Source organism: Streptomyces sp. NPDC037288, assembly GCF_055603265.1.
Map to the genome: position 1 here is coordinate 384,865 of NZ_JBVJVY010000001.1, position 21,035 is coordinate 405,899.

A 21,035-nucleotide genomic window follows, 5' to 3' on the forward strand; every position below is an offset into this window, starting at 1 on the left:
GCGGTTCGGTCACGGCAGGTCCTGTTCGGTCCAGATCGTCTTGCCCGTCGGGGTGTAGCGCGTGCCCCAGTGGTGGGTCATCTGGGCGATGATGAACAGGCCCCGGCCTCCCTCGTCGTCGCTCGCGGCGTGCCGCAGATTGGGCGAGGTGTGGCCGGTGTCGGAGACCTCGCAGGTCAGGGCCCGGTCGCGGATCAGGCGTACCTGGATCGGGCCGCCGGCGTAGCGGATGGCGTTGGTGACCAGTTCGCTGACGATGAGTTCGGTGGTGAACGCCAGGTCGTCCAGCCCCCAGTCGCCGAGCTGCTTGCTGACGGCGGTGCGGATGGTCGCCACCGCCGCCGGGTCCGCGAGCAGCGCCCACTCGGTGAACTGGTTCGGGTCGAGCCGGCGGGTGCGGACCGTGAGCAGCGTCGCGTCCACGTCCACCGCCCCGGGCAGCAGGGTGGTGACCGCCCTGTCGCACAGCGACTCCAGTGACGCGTCCGCGCCGTCGAAGACCTGGGACAGCTGCGCGAGCCCGGCGGCACGGTCGTCGGCCGCCTGGAGGAGGCCGACCGTGCAGAGGGCGACGAGGCTGCCCGGCGCCAGCTCGACGTCCGTGCTCTGGTAGGGCGGGCCACCGATGCCCAGCGGTGGTCCGGGCGGCAGCTGAAGAGGGTCGACCGCGCCCCCGCGCGGCGCCACGACCGCCAGGACCGAATCCCCGGCCCTCGCCAGGCTGCACTTCCCCGAGACCGGGTCGTACACCGCGTACAGGCAGCTCACGCCCAGGGCGGCGTCGGGCTGCTGCCGCTGCTGGCGCCGGATGCCCGGGCCGTGGCCGGTGCCGCTCTCGTGCCCGGTCTGGTCGACCAGGTCGTCCAGGCGGGACAGCAGTTCGTCCGGGGCCAGGTCCAGCCGGGCCAGCACGCGCACCCCCGTGCGCAGGCGTCCCATGGTGGCCGCGGCGCGCAGACCGTGCCCGACCACGTCCCCGACGACCAGCCCGATCCGGGTGCCGGACAGGGGGATGACGTCGTACCAGTCGCCGCCCACCCCGGAGCCGCTGTCGGCGGGCAGATAGCGGCTCGCCGAGTCCACGGCGGCGTGCGGCGGCAGACGGCGCGGAAGCAGGCTCCGCTGGAGTTTGAGGGCCACGCCGTGGCCACGGGTGACCAGCGGCATCAGCAGGAGACCGATCAGCAGGGCACCCAGGCCCAGGACCGTGACTCCGCCCGTCCTGCCGATGAGGGGTACGTCGACGGTGGTCGTGCCGTACCTGGGGTCCGCGTAGACGACGAAGGTGGCGTAGAGGAACAGCAGGGCCATGGTCAGCCCGCCGAGGCCGGGCAGCACGCCTTTGAAGACCAGGTCCCTGGCGCTGCGGGTGAGGACCTTGCGGTGGTACCAGACGCAGGCGAAGCCGGTCAGTCCGTACTGGAACGCGATCGCGAGACCGACCGAGTCGATCGAGTCGGCCAGGACGTTCTGGCTGAACGACGCCAGCAAGCCGAACAAGGCGATCGAGGCCGCTCCCATGCCGACGGTCCCCCAGGTCGGGGTGAGGAACCTGCGGTGGACCCGGGCGAACCGGGAGGGGACCGCCTTGTGCACCGCCATCGAGAAGACGGTCCTGGCCAGGGGCAGGATGGTGGTCTCCGCGGAGGCCAGCGCGGAGGTCAGCACCATCAGGATCAGCAGTCTCGACAGCAGCAGTCCGGTGCCCTGGCTCCCGAACACGGCCTTGCCCAGTCCGGAGAGCACGTCGTCGGAGCTGTGCGTGTTGCCGAGCCCGATGCCCGAGGCGCCGACTCCGGCGAACGCCTGCGCCGAGGTGGACACCAGCCCGTACATGACCAGGAGCAGCACGGTGGACAGGACGGCGGCGCGGCCGGGGATGCGCGTGCTGTCGACGGTTTCCTCGTTGACCGAGAAGGCGGTGTCCCAGCCCCAGTAGATGAAGACGCCCGCGAGGACGCCCGAGGTCAGGGCCGTCGCCGACGGCACCCGGAAGGGGTTGAACCAGGACGCGGAGACGTGGATCGCGGTCGGCGGAGGATCGGTGTAGACCCTGACGAGCGCGGCGACGGCGAAGAGGATCAGCATCGCCACTTCCAGGCACAGCAGCCAGCGCTGGACGGCCGCCGAGACCTCGATGCCGACGTAGCAGATCGCGGTCAGCACGGTGATCCAGACGACGCCCGCCAGGGTGGTCCACAGCCGGTTGCCCGCGAGGTCGTCCAGGCCCACCAGCCGGAAGCCGTAGGCGGCGGCGACCGCGGCGAGGTTCGCCATGACGATGATGTTGGCGACGATGAGGCCCCAGCCGCCCATCCAGCCGGTGCGTGGCCCGAAGGCGCGGGTGGCCCAGGTGAAGGTGGTTCCGCAGTCGGCGTTGCTCGCGTTGAGCTCCCGGAAGGCGTACGCGACCAGGAGCATCGGGATGAACGCCAGCATCGTGACGATCGGGGCCTGCAGTCCGACCCCGGCCACGATGAGGCCCAGCGTGGCGGCCAGGCTGTACGCCGGACCGGTGGACGCCAGGCCCATGGCCACCGAGGAGAACATGCCCAGGGCGTCGTTCTTGAGCCCCTTACGGCCCGCCGCCGTCCCGGGAGCGGGGCGGTCGGCGAACTCGGCGCCGCCAAAGTGCCTCACACTTGATTGCAACGCCGGTTCGCTCGCCTCCGCAACAGCGCGGGGCGGCGGGAAACACCGCTGAGCCCCCTCCGCGACCGGGACGGGGGCTCAGAAGGCCGTTTCCTCAGCCGTTTCCTCAGCCGTTTCCTCAGTAGGTGGTGGGAATGACGCAGAAGTCGATGTGGCTGAGGTCCGCGAACTTGCCGCTCGGGTTGATCGGGGTGTGGAGCGATCCGTCCATCGTGATGCCGTTGGGGAAGCCCGTCGTGGCGTCGTACGTGTAGACGTTGGCGCCGCCGGTCCCGCCCTTGGCGGTCACCTTGACCGCGGCGCGTTGATCAGCCGCGGGAATGCTGAAGCTGAACACCTGTCCCGCCGTGGTGTCGGTGACGGTGATCTGCAAGGTCCCGTCGCCGGGGATCGAGACGGTTCCGGTTTCGGGGTCCTCCACTCTGAACCCGGTCGCGCCCGTGGGACAGGACACGGGCGGGTTGTCGGCCACTTCCACGGGCTGCACGCCCGCGTTGCTGGGGGGACCCGCCTGTGCCAACGCGGGACCGGCGGCGACACCCAGTACCGCGGTCGCGGTCAGACCGGCGCCGACGATCCTCACCCCCCATCTCGCCCGTCCCGACCGCGTCTTTGCTGGCGCTGCTCCTCGCATGACGACTTTCCTCCTCTTTCCTCGGTTACCGGTGGTACCGGATTTCCGGATACCTGAGCTCGCCAACATTCGCATGGTCAGACTGTCATTTTGCTTTACGACTCCTTTTCTTAGGCCGTTTGGCGGTGACTGCGCGCGTGACATCCGCCGGGATGATGGGATCGGCCCCGGCCCGGACGACGGTGGCATCGTCCGGAATGGCAGCCTCGCTGTGCACAGTGGTGCCGCGGCCGCGAAGTGGCTGTCGGCTGCTGGGTTTGCCCGTCCGGGAAGGACGGCGGGGCGTCACTTGCTGCGGCGCCCCATGCCGTGTCGGGAGCGTCGCCGAGCGTGTAGTCGAGGGTGCCGCCATCGCGCACGAACGACTCCGGGAGCCAGGCCCTGGAGGACGTGACGCCGTTGACCTTCAAGGCATGCACATAGGGCGTGTCCGCGTCCGCGCCGGGGGCGTTGATCCTCATCGACGGGCCACCGTCACGGCGCACGGTGACGGCCGGGAACAGGGGACTGGCCAGCACCAGCTCGGCCCGGCCCGGCACCTGGGGATACATGCCGAGTGCCGACCAGACGTACCAGGACGACAGGGTGCCCAGGTCGTCGTTGCCCACCTCGCCACCGGGGCCGGGGCCCCACAGGGTATTGACGGCCCGGCGGACCACGTTCTGGGTACGGTACGGCGCGCCCGCGTAGACGTAGGCCCAGGGAGAGTTCAGGGACGGTTCGTTGCCGAGGAAGGCGTGCGGCCTGTCCGGCCCGGCGTTGAATTCCGTGAAGAACTCGTCAAGCCGCGGGACGACCTTGCCGTTACCGCCCATCGCCGTGAAAAGCCCGGCGAGGTCGTACGGCACCATCCACTGGTATTGGGCGGCATTGCCCTCGACGTAGCCTTTGCTGTCGGCCGGGTTGAACGGCGACCCGAAGGAGCCGTCGCGGCTGCGCGGCTGAATCCAGGAACTGGCGGGGTTGAACAGGTTCCGCCATTTTTGCGCCCGCTTCAGGAACGTCGTCCGGGTGTCGGTGTCGCCGAGCCGCCCGGCCAGTGCCGCGATTCCGAAGTCGGCGGTGGTGTACTCAAGGGTGGTCGACGCGTCGTCGGGCAGGTATCCGAGTGACAGGTAGTCGGCGAGACCGGGCCGCTCGACGTGACGGGCGCTGGTCTCCTGGACGGTGGTCGCGCCCTTGACCATGGACGCCAGGGCTGCCCCGGCGTCGAATCCGGTGGCCCCGAAGGCGTACGTGCTGGCGAGGATCGAGTGGTACGGGTCGCCGTTCATGACGCCCGCGAAGTCGTTGTCGACCGACCACCGGTCCCACACGTCACGGGCCTGGTGCGCCTGGTTGTACATGGACTGGGCGATGTCCGAGGCCACGTGGGGTGCGAGGAGGGCGAGCAGCTGCGCCTCACAGCGGTATATGTCCCAGCCGGAGAAGTTGGCGTACTGGTGGTGGCCGGCGTGGACCGTGTGGATCCGGCCGTCGAAGCCGATGTACCGGCCGTTCACGTCGTCGAAGACGTTGGGCTGGAGGAGTGAGTGGTAGAGGGCCGTGTAGAAGGTTGTTCGCTGGATGTCGGTGCCGCCGGCGACCTCGATCTGGTGCAGCCGGGCGTTCCACTGTGCCCGGGTCCTTTCCGCGACGGTGTCGAACGACGCCGAACCCTGCTCCCGCGCCGCGTTCTCGGCGGCGCCGACCGTACTGACATACGACAGGCCGACCTTGACGCCCACGGTCTGTGACCCGGTGGTGTCGAAGGTGACGTAGGCCCCCGAGCCGGCCCCCGAGACACGGACGTCTTCCTGCGTCCCCTTCCTGCCACCAGGCGAGACGGTGGCGTCGTGCCAGGTGCCGACAGAGGCGAAGGGCTGGTCGAAGGTGGCCGAGAAGTACACGCGGTAGCGGTTGCGGCTGCCGCAGAAGCCGCCGCTGGTGACATAGCCGGTGATGGTGCGGCGGGCCTTGTTCACGGTCGCTTGGGCGTCGGACGCGCCGTGTGCGGAGCCGGAGACACCGATGAGGAGGGATGCCGTACGGCCGGCGGGGTAGGTGAAGCGGCCGGCGCCGGAACGCTGGGTCGCGGTCAGCTCGACCTTCGTACCGGAGGCGAGCGTGACACCGTAGTAGCCGGGGCGCGCCGACTCGGCGTCGTGCGAGAAGCCGTCCAGATAGGTGTCGGGTTTCGTGGCCGGCGACGCGGCCACCGGGCCCGCGTGGGGCATGAAGGGCAGGTCCTGGGCGGCGGTGCAGCCGGCTCCGGAAAGGTGGGTCAGGCTGAAGCCACGGATCTCGTGGTCGGTGTAGGCGTAGCCGCCGGGCTGGGAGCTGCGGGTGTCCGGGCTCCACTGCACCATGCCGAAGGGGGCGTCGGCGCCGGGGAAGGTGTTGCCTCCGTCGTAGCTGGTGCTGCCGGTTTTCCTGGTGCCGACGAACGGGTTGACGTACGGCGTGAGGTCCTGCGGAAAGCTGCCGGTCCCGTCTTCCGTCGCCGCCCGGACGGACGGCGTGGCAGCGGTCGGTATTCCGGCGGTGACGGCTATGGCCAGGAGTAACCGGCCCCATCGCCACGACTTCGTCAGCACCGGCACCGGAGGCCTCCTTCGCCACATCCGCCCCTCAGCCATCCCGTCACCAGGAGTATCCACGGGTTGAACTGTGAGTGAGTAAGCGGATGAGGCAAACGAGGCAGTGCGTCCCGGGTGAGCCGCAGCGGCCGACTTCCTCCCGACAGTCCGTCGCGGTTGCCCGGGTGCCGTAGGCCCTGACTGTGATCATCGAGGAGCAGGCCGCGGGGCATCGCGTACCGCCCGCCGCGTGGCCGCGCCGGCGCCGTCCGCGGTCCTGCTGATCGCGGGCTGCGCCCTGCCCTCAGAAGGTTCCGCCGCCCTGTCCGACGCGACGGTCACACCTGCGGTGACGGCGAGCCCGCCCCACCCCACCGCATCGGCGCTGAAGCCCGTCGATCCGGCCGCGCTCCAATCCACGACCCGGACAACCGGCAACTGGCGCTCGGCCGCCTCGATCCTGCCATCGAGTACGGCAGAGTGCGTCGACCGCGCCGGTTCGGTGACGTGCGGCTCTGGAAGGGCCGACCGGTCCGGGTCGGACACTCCGACCTGGCGCAGCCGCGTCACCTTCTCGGCCTTGCCGCGTGGATATGCGAGACGGCCAGCGCTGGATGGTGTCGTTCCGTTACAACTGGTTGCGGGGACAACCAGAGCGCCTTGGGGAGGGCCTGCAACACATGAGTCGTCGCTCTAACGGCTTGGTCGGCGTCTGGGCTGAGATGCAGAGGCAGCAGCAGCGTCAGAGGGAGGCCGAAGCCAGACGACAGAGACAAGAAGCACGGCAAGCACGTGCGTATCAACGGCAAGCTGCCCAGAGCTACCGCGAGCACAGGCAGGCAGATGCACTACGCCGCACCGAGGAACTGGACGCACAGGTCACCTCGCTACAAGGACTTCTCTCCTCGGGTTGCCAGGCTCCGGCGTTCAGGGCTTCCTCTCTCCTGCGCCCTGAAGAGATCCAGCCCTTCGCTCCGGGGCCATTGGCGCAGTCCGTGCCCATGCCGGACTTCGATCATTACCAAACAGATCGCGGGTGGACTGCCGGTCGCCGCGCTCAGGCTCATGCCGAGACCAGGGCGCGCTTCGAGCGGGACTGGCACGCAGCCCAGGCAACGGAGGCCCAGCGGCAGCAACAGTTGGCGTCGTACCAACGGGAATACCGGGAACGGGCCGATGCCCAGCTGGCCGCGGTGCGGCGGCACAACGCCGGCGTCGCCGAGCTGACGGAAGGACTCAGACGCCACGATCCCGCTTGTGTGGTCGAGTACTTCTCGGCCGCTCTCTACTCCTCGACTGCTTGGCCGGAGGGCTTCCCACGCCAGGTCGCGGCGGCCTACGACCCGGCAGCCGGACAGTTGGTGCTGGACTGGGAGCTGCCCGCCTACAGCGTCGTGCCTGAGGTCAAGTCTGTTCGGTACATGCCCGGTGTGGACCAGGACAGGGAGACTCCCCGGCCGGTAGGTCAGCGCCGAACCCTGTACCGGGAGGTCCTAGCGCAGTGCATGCTGCTCGTACTGCACGAACTCTTCGCCGCGGACGAGCTGGGTGCGCTCGAGTCGGTGACCTTGAACGGGTTCGTGGACGGGCATGACCCTACGACGGGCCGACCGGGCCACATCTACCTGGCAACGGTCATGGCTCCACGCTCGACATTCCGGGATCTGCACTTGGCCCAGGTGGACGCCGGCAGCTGCCTGGCCGATGCCCTGCACGGGCAACTCTCGACTCGCCCCGACCAACTCACGCCGGTGCGGCCGAGTCGCCGGCCGCAGGAGGCCGGGAATCGTGTCGGCACGCACGGCAGCGACGAGGAACCCGACCTGTACGACATGGATCCCATCGCCTTCGAGAACCTCGTTGCCGATCTCTTCCGCGCCATGGGGATGCAGGCGGTCACCACGCAACGTTCGAACGACGGCGGAGTGGACGTCGACGCACTGGATCCGACGCCGATCCGAGGCGGCAAGATCGTCGTACAGGTGAAGCGCTACCGCAACACGGTGCCGCCCACCGCTGTGCGCGACTTGTACGGGACCGTTCAGGACACCGGCGCCAACAAGGGCGTTCTCGTGACGACCTCGAAGTTCGGCCCTGGCTCACACACCTTCGCCAACGGCAAGCCGCTGGAACTGATCTCGGGAACCGAACTCGTCGACCTGCTGCACCGTCACGGACTGCGTGGACGCTTGGGAAACGGCACGAGTCGTGCCGCAGCGCAGCAGACGCCGACGGTCCCGGACACTCGCTTGCCCGACCGCTACAACGTCCTCGGCATGTCCTGGACCGGACGTGTCGCCTTGGACGTGTGCGCTCTCGTCTGCCATGGCAACCGCGTCCTCAGCGACCATCACTTCGTCTTCTACAACAACCCGCAGACACCGGACGGCTCTGTCCGCGCCGTCCCGGCCACTGCCCCCGACAAGGCCGCGATCCACGTCTTCTTCGACGGACTGCCGGATGATGCCGACCGGCTCGTACTCGTGGCCGCCGTCGACCCAGAGGTCAACCCGAACGCTGATCTCTCCGGCTTCACGGACGCCTGCATCCGCCTGCTCGACCCGTCGCTGGCCGAGTTGGGACGACTGGAAGTCTCCGACGGGCGGCCGGGCGAAACCGCCTTGGTACTCGGCTCCTTCCGCCGCAGATCGAATGGGGACTGGGACTTCGTCCTGGGCGGTAAGGGCTACCCGGGCGGTCTCGAAGGGCTCGTCCGGGATTTCGGCATCGAGGTCGAGTAGCCCCAGCCCGACGCTGTTAGGGTGCGGCGCCGTGAGTACGGACATCCATGGCGGCATCGAGTTTCGTCATCCCGGCGTCGACACCGATTACTACGAGGGCGAGCCGTGGGTGGCCGCCATGGATCTCTGGCCGCTATATGACGAGACCGACTACGCGGCCTTCGGCTGTCTCTTCGGAGTGCGCAACCACGCGGGCTTTCCACCACTTGCACCGAACCGCGGTCTTCCCATCGATCTGTCGAGCGGGATGCGCTCTCAGCTCGAGCCCTGGGTGGCAGCGGGCGACCTGCACAGCGCGAGCTGGGTCAGCTGGGCGGAACTTGCCTCGATGGATCCGGCGACCACACCTGATCACTTCATCGGCCGGCTGACCTGGCGCACGAAATCGCTGCCAGCGGCCCTGCATCAACAACTCGTGTCCGATCCATGGCCGTCGGAAGCCCTGTCCGCGGTAGGCATACCGCCCGCGGACGTGCACAGTGCGACGAGACGCGTGGAGTGGACCACCGGCGAAGTGATGTGCACGTACGATCCGCTGTCCGTCGGCTCCATCCTGGGCCCTGAAAGTCACTGGACACATGTCTTCGCCTTGATGAAGGCCCTGGCGGGCCGCTTCGGTGATGACGGCGTTCGCATGGTCGTGGCGTTCGACTGACCGCGCAGCGCCCTCGTCTCGCCGGCACGGCGGCACCGTCGTTCCCCCGGTCGCTACCGGTGCGGCTGTGGCCGGCGCCGAGTCCACAGGGACAGATCGCTGCTCGTCGCTACGGCAAGGGTCTGTCCGGACGGCGAGAATCCAGCGGCGCGGAGCTCGGAGTAGGGGGAGTGGAAGATGTGCCACCAGCGCTCCCCGTGCGGAGCCGAATGCGGCAATCCGCTGCCGTGGGAGAGCAGGACACGCTCGTGCGGCCAGGCCGGGGCAACGACCTCCAGCTTCCAGCCGTCGCCGCTGGTGGTGTGAAGTCCTCCTCCGAAGAGCCCGGCGATGCGCACCCTGCTTCCGGCAACCGGCCCCAGTCCAGGAGACCACAGGGCCGGATCAGCGTCGCGGCCACTGTCCTCGGAGGCGGGGTCACGATCCCGCGCGACCTTCTCTCCCGTAACGGCGTCGAAGAGACCGTGACCGTCGTGTGAGACGACCATCACCAAGTCCTGGCCGGTGCCGGGGTGCGAGGCGAAGCCGATACCGAGAAGTCCGCCGACCGGGGCGTAGGCGATGCGTCGCCAGGGCTCGGGGGCCGGTACTACCGGGGCCGCGAGGAGCCTTTGCCGCATCGCCTGCTGGTAGGGGGAATGCTCCGGCTCAGGGCCTGGCTGCTCGACCCGAGGTTCGTTCTTCGTCCGCTTCGTCACGCAGCCATGATCCATGCTCCGCCAGGCGCGCGTTGTGGCTGACGCCGGATCAGTGGGTTCCCCTCTTCGGCGAGCCGGAGGCCGACGGGAAGCGCGAGGTGCTGGAAGGACGGCTGCTCCGGCTCGCTCTGGAGGCGGTGGGACTTGGCACCTGTAGGACGCTCTCCGAGGAGCCCGACGCCGCCGAACTCGTCGGACATGAGAGGCGAGGTCCGCCTCCCGGGTGGTCGGGGTGGCTGGAGTGGGCCGCCGATCCGTGGCCGTCGCTCGCGTGAACCCACCCCTTGGCGCGGGTGAGCGGAGCGAGCTTCCTTGACGACGTAGGGAACGTCGAAGCGCGGGCCCACACGCCATCAGATACATATGCAAGGAATCCACGCGTGCGGCTACTCGCGCGGCTACGGGCGTTGGATCGTCCCGTCCGCCGAGATGTGGGCGGCCTGCGAACCGAAGTCCTCCTCCGACACGTCGTCGACGAGGTCGATCCCATCGCCGCCCGGTTCCGGTGTCCCTGGCTCCACGATCTGGGTCGGGCGCAGGCGCCCGGACAGGTAGGTGCCGTCGGCGCGGAGGGTGACTTGCAGCACGCCGCTGGTGGAGAGTGCGCCGCCGAGGCCGAGTACCTTGTAGCCGGAGAAGTTGCCCAGGCTGTAGGCGATCAGTCGGCCCTTGTAGAACTCCATTCCCCGCATCACGTGCGGGCCGCTGCCTACGACGAGGTCGGCGCCGGCGTCGATCACCGCACGGCTGAAGCGGTAGCCGTCGCCGCGGTTCTCGCCGAGGAAGTACTCGGTGCCGGGCTCTACATGGGTGCGGTCCGAGCCCTCCGCACCGGCGTGCATCATGATGATCACGATGTCCGCCATCGTTGCGGCGCGAGCGGTGAGTCGCTGTGCGGCGGGGATGTCCGTGAGATCGTTGGCCCCTCGGTCGGGAGCGAACCCGAGCAGTGCGACCCGGACGCCGTTGACTCGCTGGACGGTGATCTGGCCCAGGCGGCCGGTGAACGGCAGGTTCGCCGAGCGCAGGGCGGCGAACGTCTCGCGCCGCCCCTCCGCCCCGAAGTCGTCGATGTGGTTGTTGGCCACGTTCAGGACCGTGAACCCGGCCTTCTTGAGCCAGTGGCTGTAGGACGGAGGAGCGTGGAACGCGAAACAGTTCGGGCTGTCGTTGTCGCACTTGCTGGGACCGCCGGTGGTGAGGGTCCCCTCCAGGTTCCCGAGCACCACATCGCCGACGAGCAGGTCGTCGACAGGATCGAAGAACGAAGCGCCGTCATCCGGCGGCAGATCGTCCGGCAGTGAGCCCATCACGATGTCCCCCACGGCGGCGATCCGTACGTTGCCGCTGGGGCGCGGCGCCGCCGGCGCCCCGGACGTCGTGGACTTCGTCGTCCGTAGCCGGGCGGAGCCGATGGACGCTGCCTCCTCGGATCCGCCACGGAAGACGAACGCCGCAACGACCACCACACCGATCCCGACCAGACCGAGGACGAACGGGTGGTGACGGTGCACGGCCTTTTGCCGCTCGCACCGCTGCTGAGCACGTCGCCCGCCGGACCTGATCACCAGCTCATACTAGGAAATAGACACCCAACCTTCGCGGAGATCAGTCACTGGCGTGTTCGCACCCAGACCCGCTCCACCTCCGAGCGGATCCCTGTGCCGCCTACGGGCCCGGCAGAGGCGTACAACGGCCGGGCCGCCGGGGCGACTGTCGACGGCCGGAAGCCCCGGCCGCCACCAACGCGGCGGCCACCTCGTCCTCGCTCACCCCACCCAAAGCCTCGATCACCCGATCGAGTGCCTCGCTCACGTCAGTGCGCGTGACCACTCGAAGCCGGCGCCGGACCTGCGTTCTTGACCGTCAGAGGCAGCAACTTCTTGCCGGTCGGGCCGATTTGTATGGCCGTGTCCATCTGCGGGCAACCGGACACCACAACGAGCATGGCAATCGCCTGACGAACAACCAGGTGAGCGCCATATGGCGTAACTCGGAGACGGAGGACGGAGCCATACGGGCAGAGTGGGGGGATGGGAGATGCCACAGAGAGGCCGATGAGGTCTCGTAGATGGCGACGATTCGATGCCGTGCACAAGTGGTCTGCCACGGCTGCAGCAGTCGTCGCCCTGGCGATTTCGCTTTTCAACTTCGCTGAGCTACAGCGCCAACCCAACGTTGACATGGCGCTTCCTCACCTATTTCGCCTCGAAAAGTCTGATCAGGGCGTGCGCCTCTACGTACAGCCGACGGTGGCCACAAGGTTCAAGGCTGAGAGCGTCGAAGTAATTCGTGACGCGCACTTGGAGCTCACCCCTACCGGCCCCATCTCATCTTCGAAGCGGCCAGCATTTTATTGGAGAGAGAGTGTCACCTGGTACTACGATCCGGAAACAGACACCGTAAATAACCACTGGAGCGGCGACCCCGCCCCATTCATCGTCAGCCAGGACAGGCCTCAACAGCCGTCATTCGACTTCTGGGCTAATAACTGGATGTACAAGGCGGGCCGGTATGAAGGATCGATTGAATTGCTCCGCTCCGGGGGGCACGCGCCCCTAACAGAAAAGTTCTGCTTGATCATTTCTGAGTCAGCGGTCAACGAACTAAAGAACCCACAGCCACCGGACCAAACGATCCGCTTCTTCCGCAACGACTTGCCTAAGTTCGCGTCGTCGGGCAATTCTGCGCACTGCTACCGGAGGGATACGGATTAGCCTTCACTCACCGTCCCGCTCACCGCCGAGCAGCACGTCCATCAGGCACCGATGGAGCCCTCGGGAGCGGACCCTCAGATCTACTCACGTCGGAGATGATCCGGAGGCGCCTCCCGTGCCGGGCAGAGGCGTCGGAGGCCAACGAGTCTGCGGAGCCGACTGCCGCTGCACCAACAGGACATTCCCCAGTTCGCGTGAACGGGTCGCCTAGATTGACGCGCGTCTCCGGCAGCGCCCTGATACAGGCCACCCGTAGGTGGCACTGGACGTCTGTCCATGTGGAGTCAGCCGAGGGCAAGGCCAGGAATGAAGGCCACGACCCCTGACAGGAAGCTCCCGATTGCGGCCAGCGTGACGAGAGTGGCCTTGCCGTCCGAGAAAAGACCGGAGCAGAACTCACGTACTTGTCGCCGAAGGATCAACATCCTCAGCTTCTGCCAACGGTGTTGGCGAATGTGGCAGCCCATAAGGAGGCCGGTTGCGTTGTTTCGGCAGCCGTCCTCCCGGCCTCTCACCGGAGCCCCGCAGGTCACGGGTGCTTGGAAGAAGCACCAGACGAGGACCAGTGCTGAGAGTGTTGCAACGATCGCCGGTCCTGCGGCCTTGTTGATCCACGCGGCAATCAGCAGCGCGGCGGCGATCACGCCCCACCACTGTCCCAAGCCCCCGAGCCCCCGAGCCGACCATTCCTTGATCTTGCCCCCGATGTCGCCATGTCCGTCATGTTGGCGGGACGCGCGACGTTACGTGCCGGGTCCTGATCTGTTGACTGAAAAGGGTCTCAGGACGACTGGTGTCTGACGCGAACGTGTGGTGCCTGGACAGATAGCCAGGGAGCAGAGAGGGATGGGGGCACCGAACCGTGTGAGCGGCCGCGGATGGCTACCTCACGGGCACCGAGCGCTCAGACCCACTCCACCTCGGAAACGATATACGGGGTACTTCCAGGGCCTGGCAACGGCGTCCGAGAGGACACCAGCGGCGCCGACGGGCGAGGCACTGAAGCGCCGGCCGCAGCCAGTGCAGCCGCCACCTCGTCCTCGCTCACCCCCGCCAGCGCCTCCATCACCCGATCGAGTGCCTCGCTCACCTCAGTGCGCGTGACCACTCGAAGCCGGCGTCGGACCTGCGTTCTTGACCGTCAGCGGCAGCAGCTTCTTGCCGGTCGGGCCGATTTGTATGGCCGTGTCCATCTGCGGGCAGACGCCGCAGTCGAAGCACGGGGTCCAGCGGCAGTCCTCGACCTGTGTTTCGTCGAGGGCGTCCTGCCAGTCCTCCCAGAGCCAGTCCTTGTCCAGGCCGGAGTCGAGGTGGTCCCAGGGCAGGACCTCCTCGTAGGTGCGCTCGCGGGTGGTGTACCAGTCGACGTCCACGCCGTAGGGGGCGAGGGCCTTGTCGGCGCAGGCCATCCAGCGGTCGTAGGAGAAGTGCTCGCGCCAGCCGTCGAAGCGGCCGCCGTCGTCGTACACCGCGCGGATCACCGCGCCGATGCGGCGGTCGCCGCGCGACAGCAGGCCCTCGACGATGCCCGGCTTGCCGTCGTGGTAGCGGAAGCCGATCGAGCGGCCGTACTTCTTGTCGCCGCGGATCTTGTCCCTCAGTTTCGCCAGGCGGGCGTCCGTCTCCTCCGCGGAGAGCTGGGGTGCCCACTGGAAGGGGGTGTGGGGCTTGGGGACGAAGCCGCCGATCGAGACCGTGCAGCGGATGTCGTTCGAGCCCGAGACCTCACGGCCCTTCTGGATGACGTGCGTCGCCATGTCGGCGATCTGCAGCACGTCGTCGTCGGTCTCCGTGGGCAGGCCGCACATGAAGTACAGCTTCACCTGGCGCCAGCCGTTGCCGTAGGCCGTGGCGACGGTGCGGATGAGGTCCTCCTCGGACACCATCTTGTTGATGACCTTGCGCATGCGCTCCGAGCCGCCCTCGGGGGCGAAGGTCAGACCGGAGCGGCGGCCGTTGCGCGTCAGCTCGTTCGCCAGGTCCACGTTGAAGGCGTCCACGCGCGTGGAGGGGAGGGACAGGCCGATCTTGTCGTCCTCGTAGCGGTCCGCCAGGCCCTTGGCGATGTCGCCGATCTCCGAGTGGTCCGCGGAGGAGAGGGACAGGAGGCCTACCTCCTCGAAACCCGTTGCCTTGAGGCCCTTGTCGACCATCTCGCCGATGCCCGTGATCGAGCGCTCGCGCACCGGACGGGTGATCATGCCGGCCTGGCAGAAGCGGCACCCGCGCGTGCAGCCGCGGAAGATCTCCACCGACATGCGCTCGTGGACCGTCTCCGCGAGGGGGACGAGGGGCTGCTTGGGGTAGGGCCACTCGTCCAGGTCCATGACCGTGTGCTTCGAGACACGCCAGGGGACACCCGACTTGTTGGGGACCACGCGGGCGATACGGCCGTCGGGGAGGTACTCGACGTCGTAGAAGGCCGGGATGTAGACCCCGCCCGTCTTCGCCAGGCGGAAGAGGACCTCGTCGCGACCGCCGGGGCGGCCCTCGGCCTTCCACTCGCGGATGATCCGGGTCATGTCGAGCACGGCCTGCTCGCCGTCGCCGATGACCGCCGCGTCGATGAAGTCGGCGATCGGTTCCGGGTTGAAAGCCGCGTGGCCGCCGGCCAGGACGATCGGGTCGTCGATCGTGCGGTCCTTGGACTCCAGGGGGATCCCGGCGAGGTCCAGGGCCGTGAGCATGTTCGTGTAGCCCAGCTCCGTGGAGAAGGACAGGCCGAACACGTCGAAGGCCTTCACCGGGCGGTGGGTGTCCACCGTGAACTGCGGGACGCCGTGCTCGCGCATCAGCGCCTCGAGGTCCGGCCATACGCTGTAGGTGCGCTCGGCGAGGACGCCCTCCTGCTCGTTGAGGACCTCGTAGAGGATCATGACGCCCTGGTTGGGCAGACCCACCTCGTACGCGTCCGGGTACATGAGTGCCCAGCGGACATCGCACTCGTCCCACGGCTTGACCGTGGAGTTGAGCTCTCCGCCGACGTACTGGATGGGCTTCTGCACGTGCGGGAGCAGTGCTTCGAGCTGCGGGAACACCGACTCGGCGGCTTCGGCAGGCATCTCGCGAACCTTCGTGAGCTGACAGGGGTGACCATCAAGCGTAACCCGCCCGGCGGACTCCCCCGTACGCTCAGCCGGACGCCGCCGGTGCGATCTCCTTCCACAGGCCGGGCAGCTCCGCCTCGGCCCGCGCCGCCCGGGCCTCCTCGCGTCCGTACAGCACCCCGTACGTGAACGTGCTCTCCCCTGCCGCGTGTGCCACCGCGGACAGCTCGCGCAGGGTCAGCCGGGTCATGACGCTGTCCTGGTGGTCGCCGAGCAGGGTGGTCAGGGACTTCATGCCCTTGGTCAGGGAGCGGGCCGGTGTTCCGAGGGCCGGGGTGGCCGCCTCCGCCGCGTAGCGGGTGCGCTTGGCCTTCTTGCGGGCCTCGTGCACGGCGATGTCGCGCTCCTCGCCGGGCGGGGCGGCGATCGCCTGCTCGATCAGGGCGGACAGGGTGGCCAGGTCCTCGTCCACGGCCTTGGCGAGGACCTTCTCCGGCTGTCTCCCGGCGGCCCTGCGCAGGGGTGGGTCGGCGAGCAGGGTGTCCAGGGTGTCCAGCAGGGTCAGATAGCGGTGGGAGTCCAGGACGCGGGCCACCCGGGCGTGTGCCCCGCCGTGCCGGTCCTCGGCCCAGGACGTGAGGCGTTCGCGGAACGGGCCGGTGACCAGGTCGGACGGAAGGGCGTCGAGGGCGGCCCGCAGGCGTTCGGCCATCACCTCCTGGTCGCGGTCCACGCCCAGCTCGCCCGCGAGCCACTTCAGCTCGGCCCCGACGGGGTCGGTGACGGCCCGGTCGAGGACGGAGCGGAAGCTGCGCAGGGTGCTGCGGGCCCGGCGGGTGGCGACCCGCATGCGGTGCACGGAGTCGGGCACGTCCCGGCGGACGGCGGGGTCCAGCTCGACCAGTGCGTCCCGCTGGGCGCGCAGATAGGCGAGGACGTGGTCGCCGGCCGTCTCCGGCGGTGCGGGCTCGCCCTTCTTACGGCGCCGTCCTTCGCCCTGCTCCAGGGCGGTCTGCTCCAGGGCGCGGGCGAGCTTCGACGGTGACGCCGAGGGGCGCACCCCGGCCTTGCGCAGCCTTTTCTCCACCCGGTCGAGGAAGGCGGGGTCGCCGTCGTCGGCCAGTTCCACCTCGATCTCGGTCCACTGGGCTGCCCCGCCCCCGCCGGTGAGCCGCTCGGCGGTCACGGCGTCGACACTCGCCTCGGCCAGCAGGGTGCCGTCGGCGTCGACGAGGTGGCGGACATCGCGGGCCGAGCGCAGCCGGACCAGCGGGACCAGTTCGGCGTCCCGGACCCGGGAGCGCACGAGGGCGGCGATCTCCTCGGGGACGGCGTCGGAGAGCGGGGCCCGGATCTCGTCCCGCACCCCGGGAGCGACCGGGAACTTCAGATGCCAGCCGGCGTCGGAGCCTCCGGTGCGGCGGCGCAGGGTGAGTGCGGCGGCGGCCAGGCGTTCGTCGGCGGTGTCGTAGTAGGTGGCGTCGAGCTCCACCAGGCCCTTGTCCAGGACGGCCGCCACTCCCCCGACACCGGTGAGGTCGGGCAGCCCGCTGTCGTCGGACTCGTACTTGCGCTCGATCTCGCGTTTCGCATCCGCCATGAACTGAATCTAGTGGGCTGCGGGGCGATACGGCAGGGGGCGTCCCACCCAGCCCGTCCAGCGTTTGACGACGAGGCCGCAGGCCGATGCGGGTCTGGGACGCGGCCTCCAGGACCCGCGCCCCGACCACCCGCACAGGGTGACGGCCGGACCGCCGGGGGCCTACGCCGACATGGGTCTCTGCACCTTGATCGACTGAAGCAGTCCCACGGCCACCCAGACCGCGAACATCGACGAGCCGCCGTAGGACACGAACGGCAGGGGCAGACCGGTGACCGGCATGATGCCGAGGGTCATACCGATGTTCTCGAAGGACTGGAAGGCGAACCAGGCGACGATCCCGGCGGCCACGATCGTCCCGTACAGCTCGGTGGAGTCACGGGCGATGCGGCAGGCGCGCCACAGCACGACGCCCAGCAGGAAGATGATGAGGCCCGCGCCGAGGAAGCCCAGTTCCTCCCCCGCGACCGTGAAGACGAAGTCCGTCTGCTGCTCGGGCACGAACTGGCCGGTGGTCTGCGAGCCGTGGAAGAGGCCGGCGCCGGTCAGGCCGCCGGAGCCGATGGCGATGCGGGCCTGGTTCGTGTTGTAGCCGACGCCCGCGGGGTCCAGGTCCGGGTTGGCGAAGGCCGCGAAGCGGTTGATCTGGTACGCGTCCAGGATGTGCAGCTGCCAGATGGCGACACAGCCCATCACACCCGCGATGAGCAGGCCGAAGATCCAGCGGTTGGAGGCGCCGGAGGCGAGCAGCACGCCCAGGATGATGGACACCATGGCCAGGACCGTGCCGAGGTCGGGCATGAGCAGCACGATCAGGATCGGCACGGCCGCCAGGCCGAGAGACTGCAGGACCGTGCGGTGGTCGGGGTACGGCTTGTCCCCGGCGTCGACTCGGGCCGCCAGTATCATCGCCATGCCCAGGATGATCGTGATCTTCACGAACTCGGCGGGCTGGAGCGAGAAGCCGCCGCCGAACACGATCCAGTTGCGGCTGCCGTTGATGGTGGCGCCGACCGGGGTGAGCACCAGCAGCACCCCGAACAGCGAGATGCCGTAGAGGATCGGCACGGCGTTGCGCAGGGCGCGGTGACCGAGCCAGATGGTGCCGATCATCAGGGCGAGCCCGATGCCGAGGTTCATCAGGTGCCGGATCAGGAAGTAGTAGGGGTCGCCCTGGTTGATCTCGGTGCGGTTGCGGGTCGCGGAGTAGACGAGCAGCGAGCCCAGCAGGGACAGCCCGGTGGCCGCGAACAGGATCGGCCAGTCGAGCCGGCGGGTGAGCGAGTCGCGGGCGAAGATCCTGGTCCAGCGGGCCCGCTCGGGGCCGTATCCGGAGACGGAGAAGCTGTTCACGCTGGTCATGAGGGCATCCTCCGGCTTCCCGTCCGGCGGTTCCCGCGTGGCCGTCTGCGGGTGTTGCGGTTGCCCGTGCCGGGCGAGGCCGTGGTGGCGGGCTGCTGGTCGTCGCCGTTGCTGGGGTTGTCCTGCTGGGCCTTCTCGGCGTCCTTCGCGGGGTCGCCGCTGACCTTGGGGTTGATGATCGTGCCGTCCGTGCGGACCTTCGGCAGGCCCTTCTGCGGCTTGGGCAGCAGCGCCTTCTTGTTGTCGATGGAGCCGTCGCCCTGGACGCCGTAGAGCGCGCTGTAGATGTTGCGCACGGCCTCACCGGCGGAACCGGAACCGGTACCGGCCTGGGAGATCGTCATGATCACCGAGTAGTCCTTGGAGTACGTGGCCAGCCAGCCCGTGGTCTGCTTGCCGTAGACCTCCGCCGTACCGGTCTTGCCGTGCAGCGGGATCTTGTTCTGCGGCCAGCCGCCGAACTTCCACGCGGCGGTGCCCCGGGTGATGACGCCCGCGAAGGCGTCGTCCATGCCCTTCAGGGTGGCCTGGCTGACGGGCAGCTTGCGCTGCACCTTGGGCTTGATCTCCTGGACGGTCTTGCCGTCGGCGCTGATGATCGCCTTGCCGATGGTCGGGTAGTACTCGGCGCCGCCGTTGGCGACGGCGCCGTAGATCATCGCCTCCTGGATCGGCGTGACGAGGGTGTCGCCCTGGCCGATGGAGTAGTTGATCTCGTCACCCTCACGCATCTTGTTGCCTTCGAGGCAGTTCTCGTAGGCGATCTTCTCGACGTAGGAGCCGTCCTTCTTCCCGGACTTGCACCAGGCGTCCTTGTTGGCGTTCCAGTAGTCGAGCTTCCACTGGCGGTCGGGGACGCGGCCCTTGACCTCGTTGGGCAGGTCGATGCCGGTCTCCTTGCCGAGGCCGAACTGGTGGGCGGTCTTGAAGAAGTAGTCCTTCGGCTGGCCCTTCCTGGGGTTGATGCCGCCGTCCCTCTTCCACTCCCTGTCCGCGAGGCCGTAGAAGACGGTGTCGCAGGAGACCTCGAGGGCGCGTCCGAGGGAGATGTCGCCGAAGTTCTCGCCCTCGAAGTTCTTGAAGACCTGGCCGCCGACCGAGTACGAGCTGGTGCAGGGGTAGCCGCCGTCCCAGGCATAGCCGGCGTTGACCGCGGCAGCCGTGGAGACCACCTTGAACGTGGAGCCGGGTGCGGCCTGACCCTGTATGGCCCGGTTGAGCAGCGGGTAGTCGGAGTCCTTGCCGGTGAGGGCCTTGTAGTCCTTGGCGGAGATGCCGCCCACCCACACGTTCGGGTCGTAGGTGGGCGCCGAGGCCATCGCGACGATCCGGCCGGTCTTGGCCTCCATGACGACGACGGCACCGGAGTCTGCCTTGTAGTTCTCGCCGGTGATCTTGTCGTACTGCGTGCGGGCGGACTTCATCGCCTTGTCCAGTTCGTACTCGGCGACGCGCTGCACCCGGGAGTCGATGCTGGTGACCAGGTTCGAACCGGGCTCGGCGGCATCCGCCTTGGCCTTGCCGATGACCCGGCCGAGGTTGTCCACCTCGTAACGGGTGACGCCGGCCTTGCCGCGCAGTTCCTTGTCGTACTGCCGCTCCAGGCCGGAGCGGCCGACCATGTCGGAGCGCAGATAGGGCGAGTCGGTGTCCTTGGCCTTCTGGATCTCGGCGTCGGTGACGGGCGAGAGATAGCCGAGTACCTGCGCGGTGTTGGACTTGCCCGGCCCGGGGTAGCGGCGCACGGCCTCGGGCTCGGCGGTGATGCCGGGGAAGTCCTCGGAGCGCTCGCGGATCTGCAGGGCCTGCTTGGGGGTGGCCTCGTCGGTGATCGGGATCGGCTGGTACGGCGAGCCGTTCCAGCACGGCTGGGGGGTCTTGGCGTCGCACAGCCGGACCTTCTGGATGACGTCCGCGGGCTTCATGCCGAGGACGCCGGCCAGCTTGGTGAGGACCGCCCTGCCGTCGTCCTTCTGCTTGAGCAGGTCGGTGCGGGAGGCGGAGACGACCAGGCGGGTTTCGTTGTCGGCGAGGGGCACGCCGCGGGCGTCCAGGATGTCGCCGCGCACGGCGGGGTCGACGACCTGCTGGACGTGGTTGCCGGAGGCCTCCTTCTGGTACTGGGCGCCCTCGCGGATCTGCAGGTACCACAACCGGCCGCCGAGCGTGCCGAGGAGGGAGAGGACGAGGATCTGGATCACGACGAGCCGGATCTGGACCCGTGGGGTCCGACCGGTCTCGGGGATGTTGGTCACTGCGGCTGTCTCCCCCTCTCAGAGCGCATGTGCGACAACGCGTACGAATGATGAACGACCAGCCTGTGAACCGGCGTTCCACGAAAGCTGACCCGTTCGGGTGAACTCGTGGGCGC

The 21,035-nt window shown here is 68.5% G+C and carries 13 protein-coding genes; 3 read left to right on the forward strand and 10 right to left on the reverse strand.

The annotated features are described in order from the left end of the window. Positions 1 to 9: 9 nt before the first annotated feature. The 3 genes from ACZ7GZ_RS01840 to ACZ7GZ_RS01850 form a co-directional block, all read right to left on the reverse strand. Positions 10 to 2,640: an amino acid permease gene (locus ACZ7GZ_RS01840; RefSeq protein WP_471019920.1), complete on the reverse strand. Its 2,631-nt coding sequence runs from the start codon at positions 2,638 to 2,640 to the stop codon at positions 10 to 12. A 130-nt stretch (positions 2,641 to 2,770) separates the two neighbouring features. Beyond that, complete coding sequence (locus ACZ7GZ_RS01845) at positions 2,771 to 3,235, reverse strand: hypothetical protein (RefSeq protein ID WP_471019922.1); 465 nt, start codon at positions 3,233 to 3,235, stop codon at positions 2,771 to 2,773. Between the two features lie 161 nt (positions 3,236 to 3,396). Continuing rightward, positions 3,397 to 5,868: a GH92 family glycosyl hydrolase gene (locus ACZ7GZ_RS01850; RefSeq protein ID WP_471019924.1), complete on the reverse strand. Its 2,472-nt coding sequence runs from the start codon at positions 5,866 to 5,868 to the stop codon at positions 3,397 to 3,399. A 656-nt stretch (positions 5,869 to 6,524) separates the two neighbouring features. Between ACZ7GZ_RS01850 and ACZ7GZ_RS01855 the strand changes: the two genes are divergently transcribed. Next, positions 6,525 to 8,585: a restriction endonuclease gene (locus ACZ7GZ_RS01855; protein ID WP_471020194.1), complete on the forward strand. Its 2,061-nt coding sequence runs from the start codon at positions 6,525 to 6,527 to the stop codon at positions 8,583 to 8,585. A gap of 31 nt (positions 8,586 to 8,616) precedes the next feature. Then, positions 8,617 to 9,240: a hypothetical protein gene (locus tag ACZ7GZ_RS01860; protein WP_471019927.1), complete on the forward strand. Its 624-nt coding sequence runs from the start codon at positions 8,617 to 8,619 to the stop codon at positions 9,238 to 9,240. 53 nt (positions 9,241 to 9,293) lie between these two features. Here the strand turns inward: ACZ7GZ_RS01860 and ACZ7GZ_RS01865 are convergent, their stop codons facing one another. Together ACZ7GZ_RS01865 and ACZ7GZ_RS01870 are read right to left on the reverse strand one after the other, a co-directional pair. After that, entirely contained in the window at positions 9,294 to 9,860 is a 567-nt protein-coding gene (locus ACZ7GZ_RS01865; protein ID WP_471020197.1) for a hypothetical protein, read from the reverse strand. Between the two features lie 476 nt (positions 9,861 to 10,336). Next, positions 10,337 to 11,506: a CapA family protein gene (locus ACZ7GZ_RS01870; RefSeq protein WP_471019930.1), complete on the reverse strand. Its 1,170-nt coding sequence runs from the start codon at positions 11,504 to 11,506 to the stop codon at positions 10,337 to 10,339. Positions 11,507 to 12,028: 522 nt separating this feature from the next. On the opposite strand from ACZ7GZ_RS01870, the gene ACZ7GZ_RS01875 reads away from it, so the two are divergent. After that, positions 12,029 to 12,655, forward strand: a complete 627-nt coding sequence (locus ACZ7GZ_RS01875; protein WP_471019933.1) for a hypothetical protein — start codon at positions 12,029 to 12,031, stop codon at positions 12,653 to 12,655. 284 nt (positions 12,656 to 12,939) lie between these two features. Here the strand turns inward: ACZ7GZ_RS01875 and ACZ7GZ_RS01880 are convergent, their stop codons facing one another. The 5 genes from ACZ7GZ_RS01880 to mrdA all read right to left on the reverse strand — a co-directional run bounded on the left by ACZ7GZ_RS01880 (position 12,940) and on the right by mrdA (position 20,919). Further along, positions 12,940 to 13,299 carry a hypothetical protein gene (locus tag ACZ7GZ_RS01880; RefSeq protein WP_471019935.1) on the reverse strand — a complete coding sequence of 120 codons (360 nt, stop codon included), beginning with the start codon at positions 13,297 to 13,299 and terminating at the stop codon, positions 12,940 to 12,942. A 447-nt stretch (positions 13,300 to 13,746) separates the two neighbouring features. Then, positions 13,747 to 15,717, reverse strand: a complete 1,971-nt coding sequence (locus ACZ7GZ_RS01885; protein ID WP_471019937.1) for a TIGR03960 family B12-binding radical SAM protein — start codon at positions 15,715 to 15,717, stop codon at positions 13,747 to 13,749. Positions 15,718 to 15,787: 70 nt separating this feature from the next. Then, on the reverse strand, positions 15,788 to 17,302 hold the full coding sequence (locus ACZ7GZ_RS01890) for a CYTH and CHAD domain-containing protein (RefSeq protein WP_471019940.1): 1,515 nt from the start codon (positions 17,300 to 17,302) through the stop codon (positions 15,788 to 15,790). A 162-nt stretch (positions 17,303 to 17,464) separates the two neighbouring features. After that, entirely contained in the window at positions 17,465 to 18,664 is a 1,200-nt protein-coding gene (gene rodA, locus ACZ7GZ_RS01895; protein ID WP_471019943.1) for a rod shape-determining protein RodA, read from the reverse strand. Further along, entirely contained in the window at positions 18,661 to 20,919 is a 2,259-nt protein-coding gene (gene mrdA / locus ACZ7GZ_RS01900; protein ID WP_471019945.1) for a penicillin-binding protein 2, read from the reverse strand. The genes rodA and mrdA overlap by 4 nt, the downstream gene beginning before the upstream one ends. Positions 20,920 to 21,035: the final 116 nt, after the last annotated feature.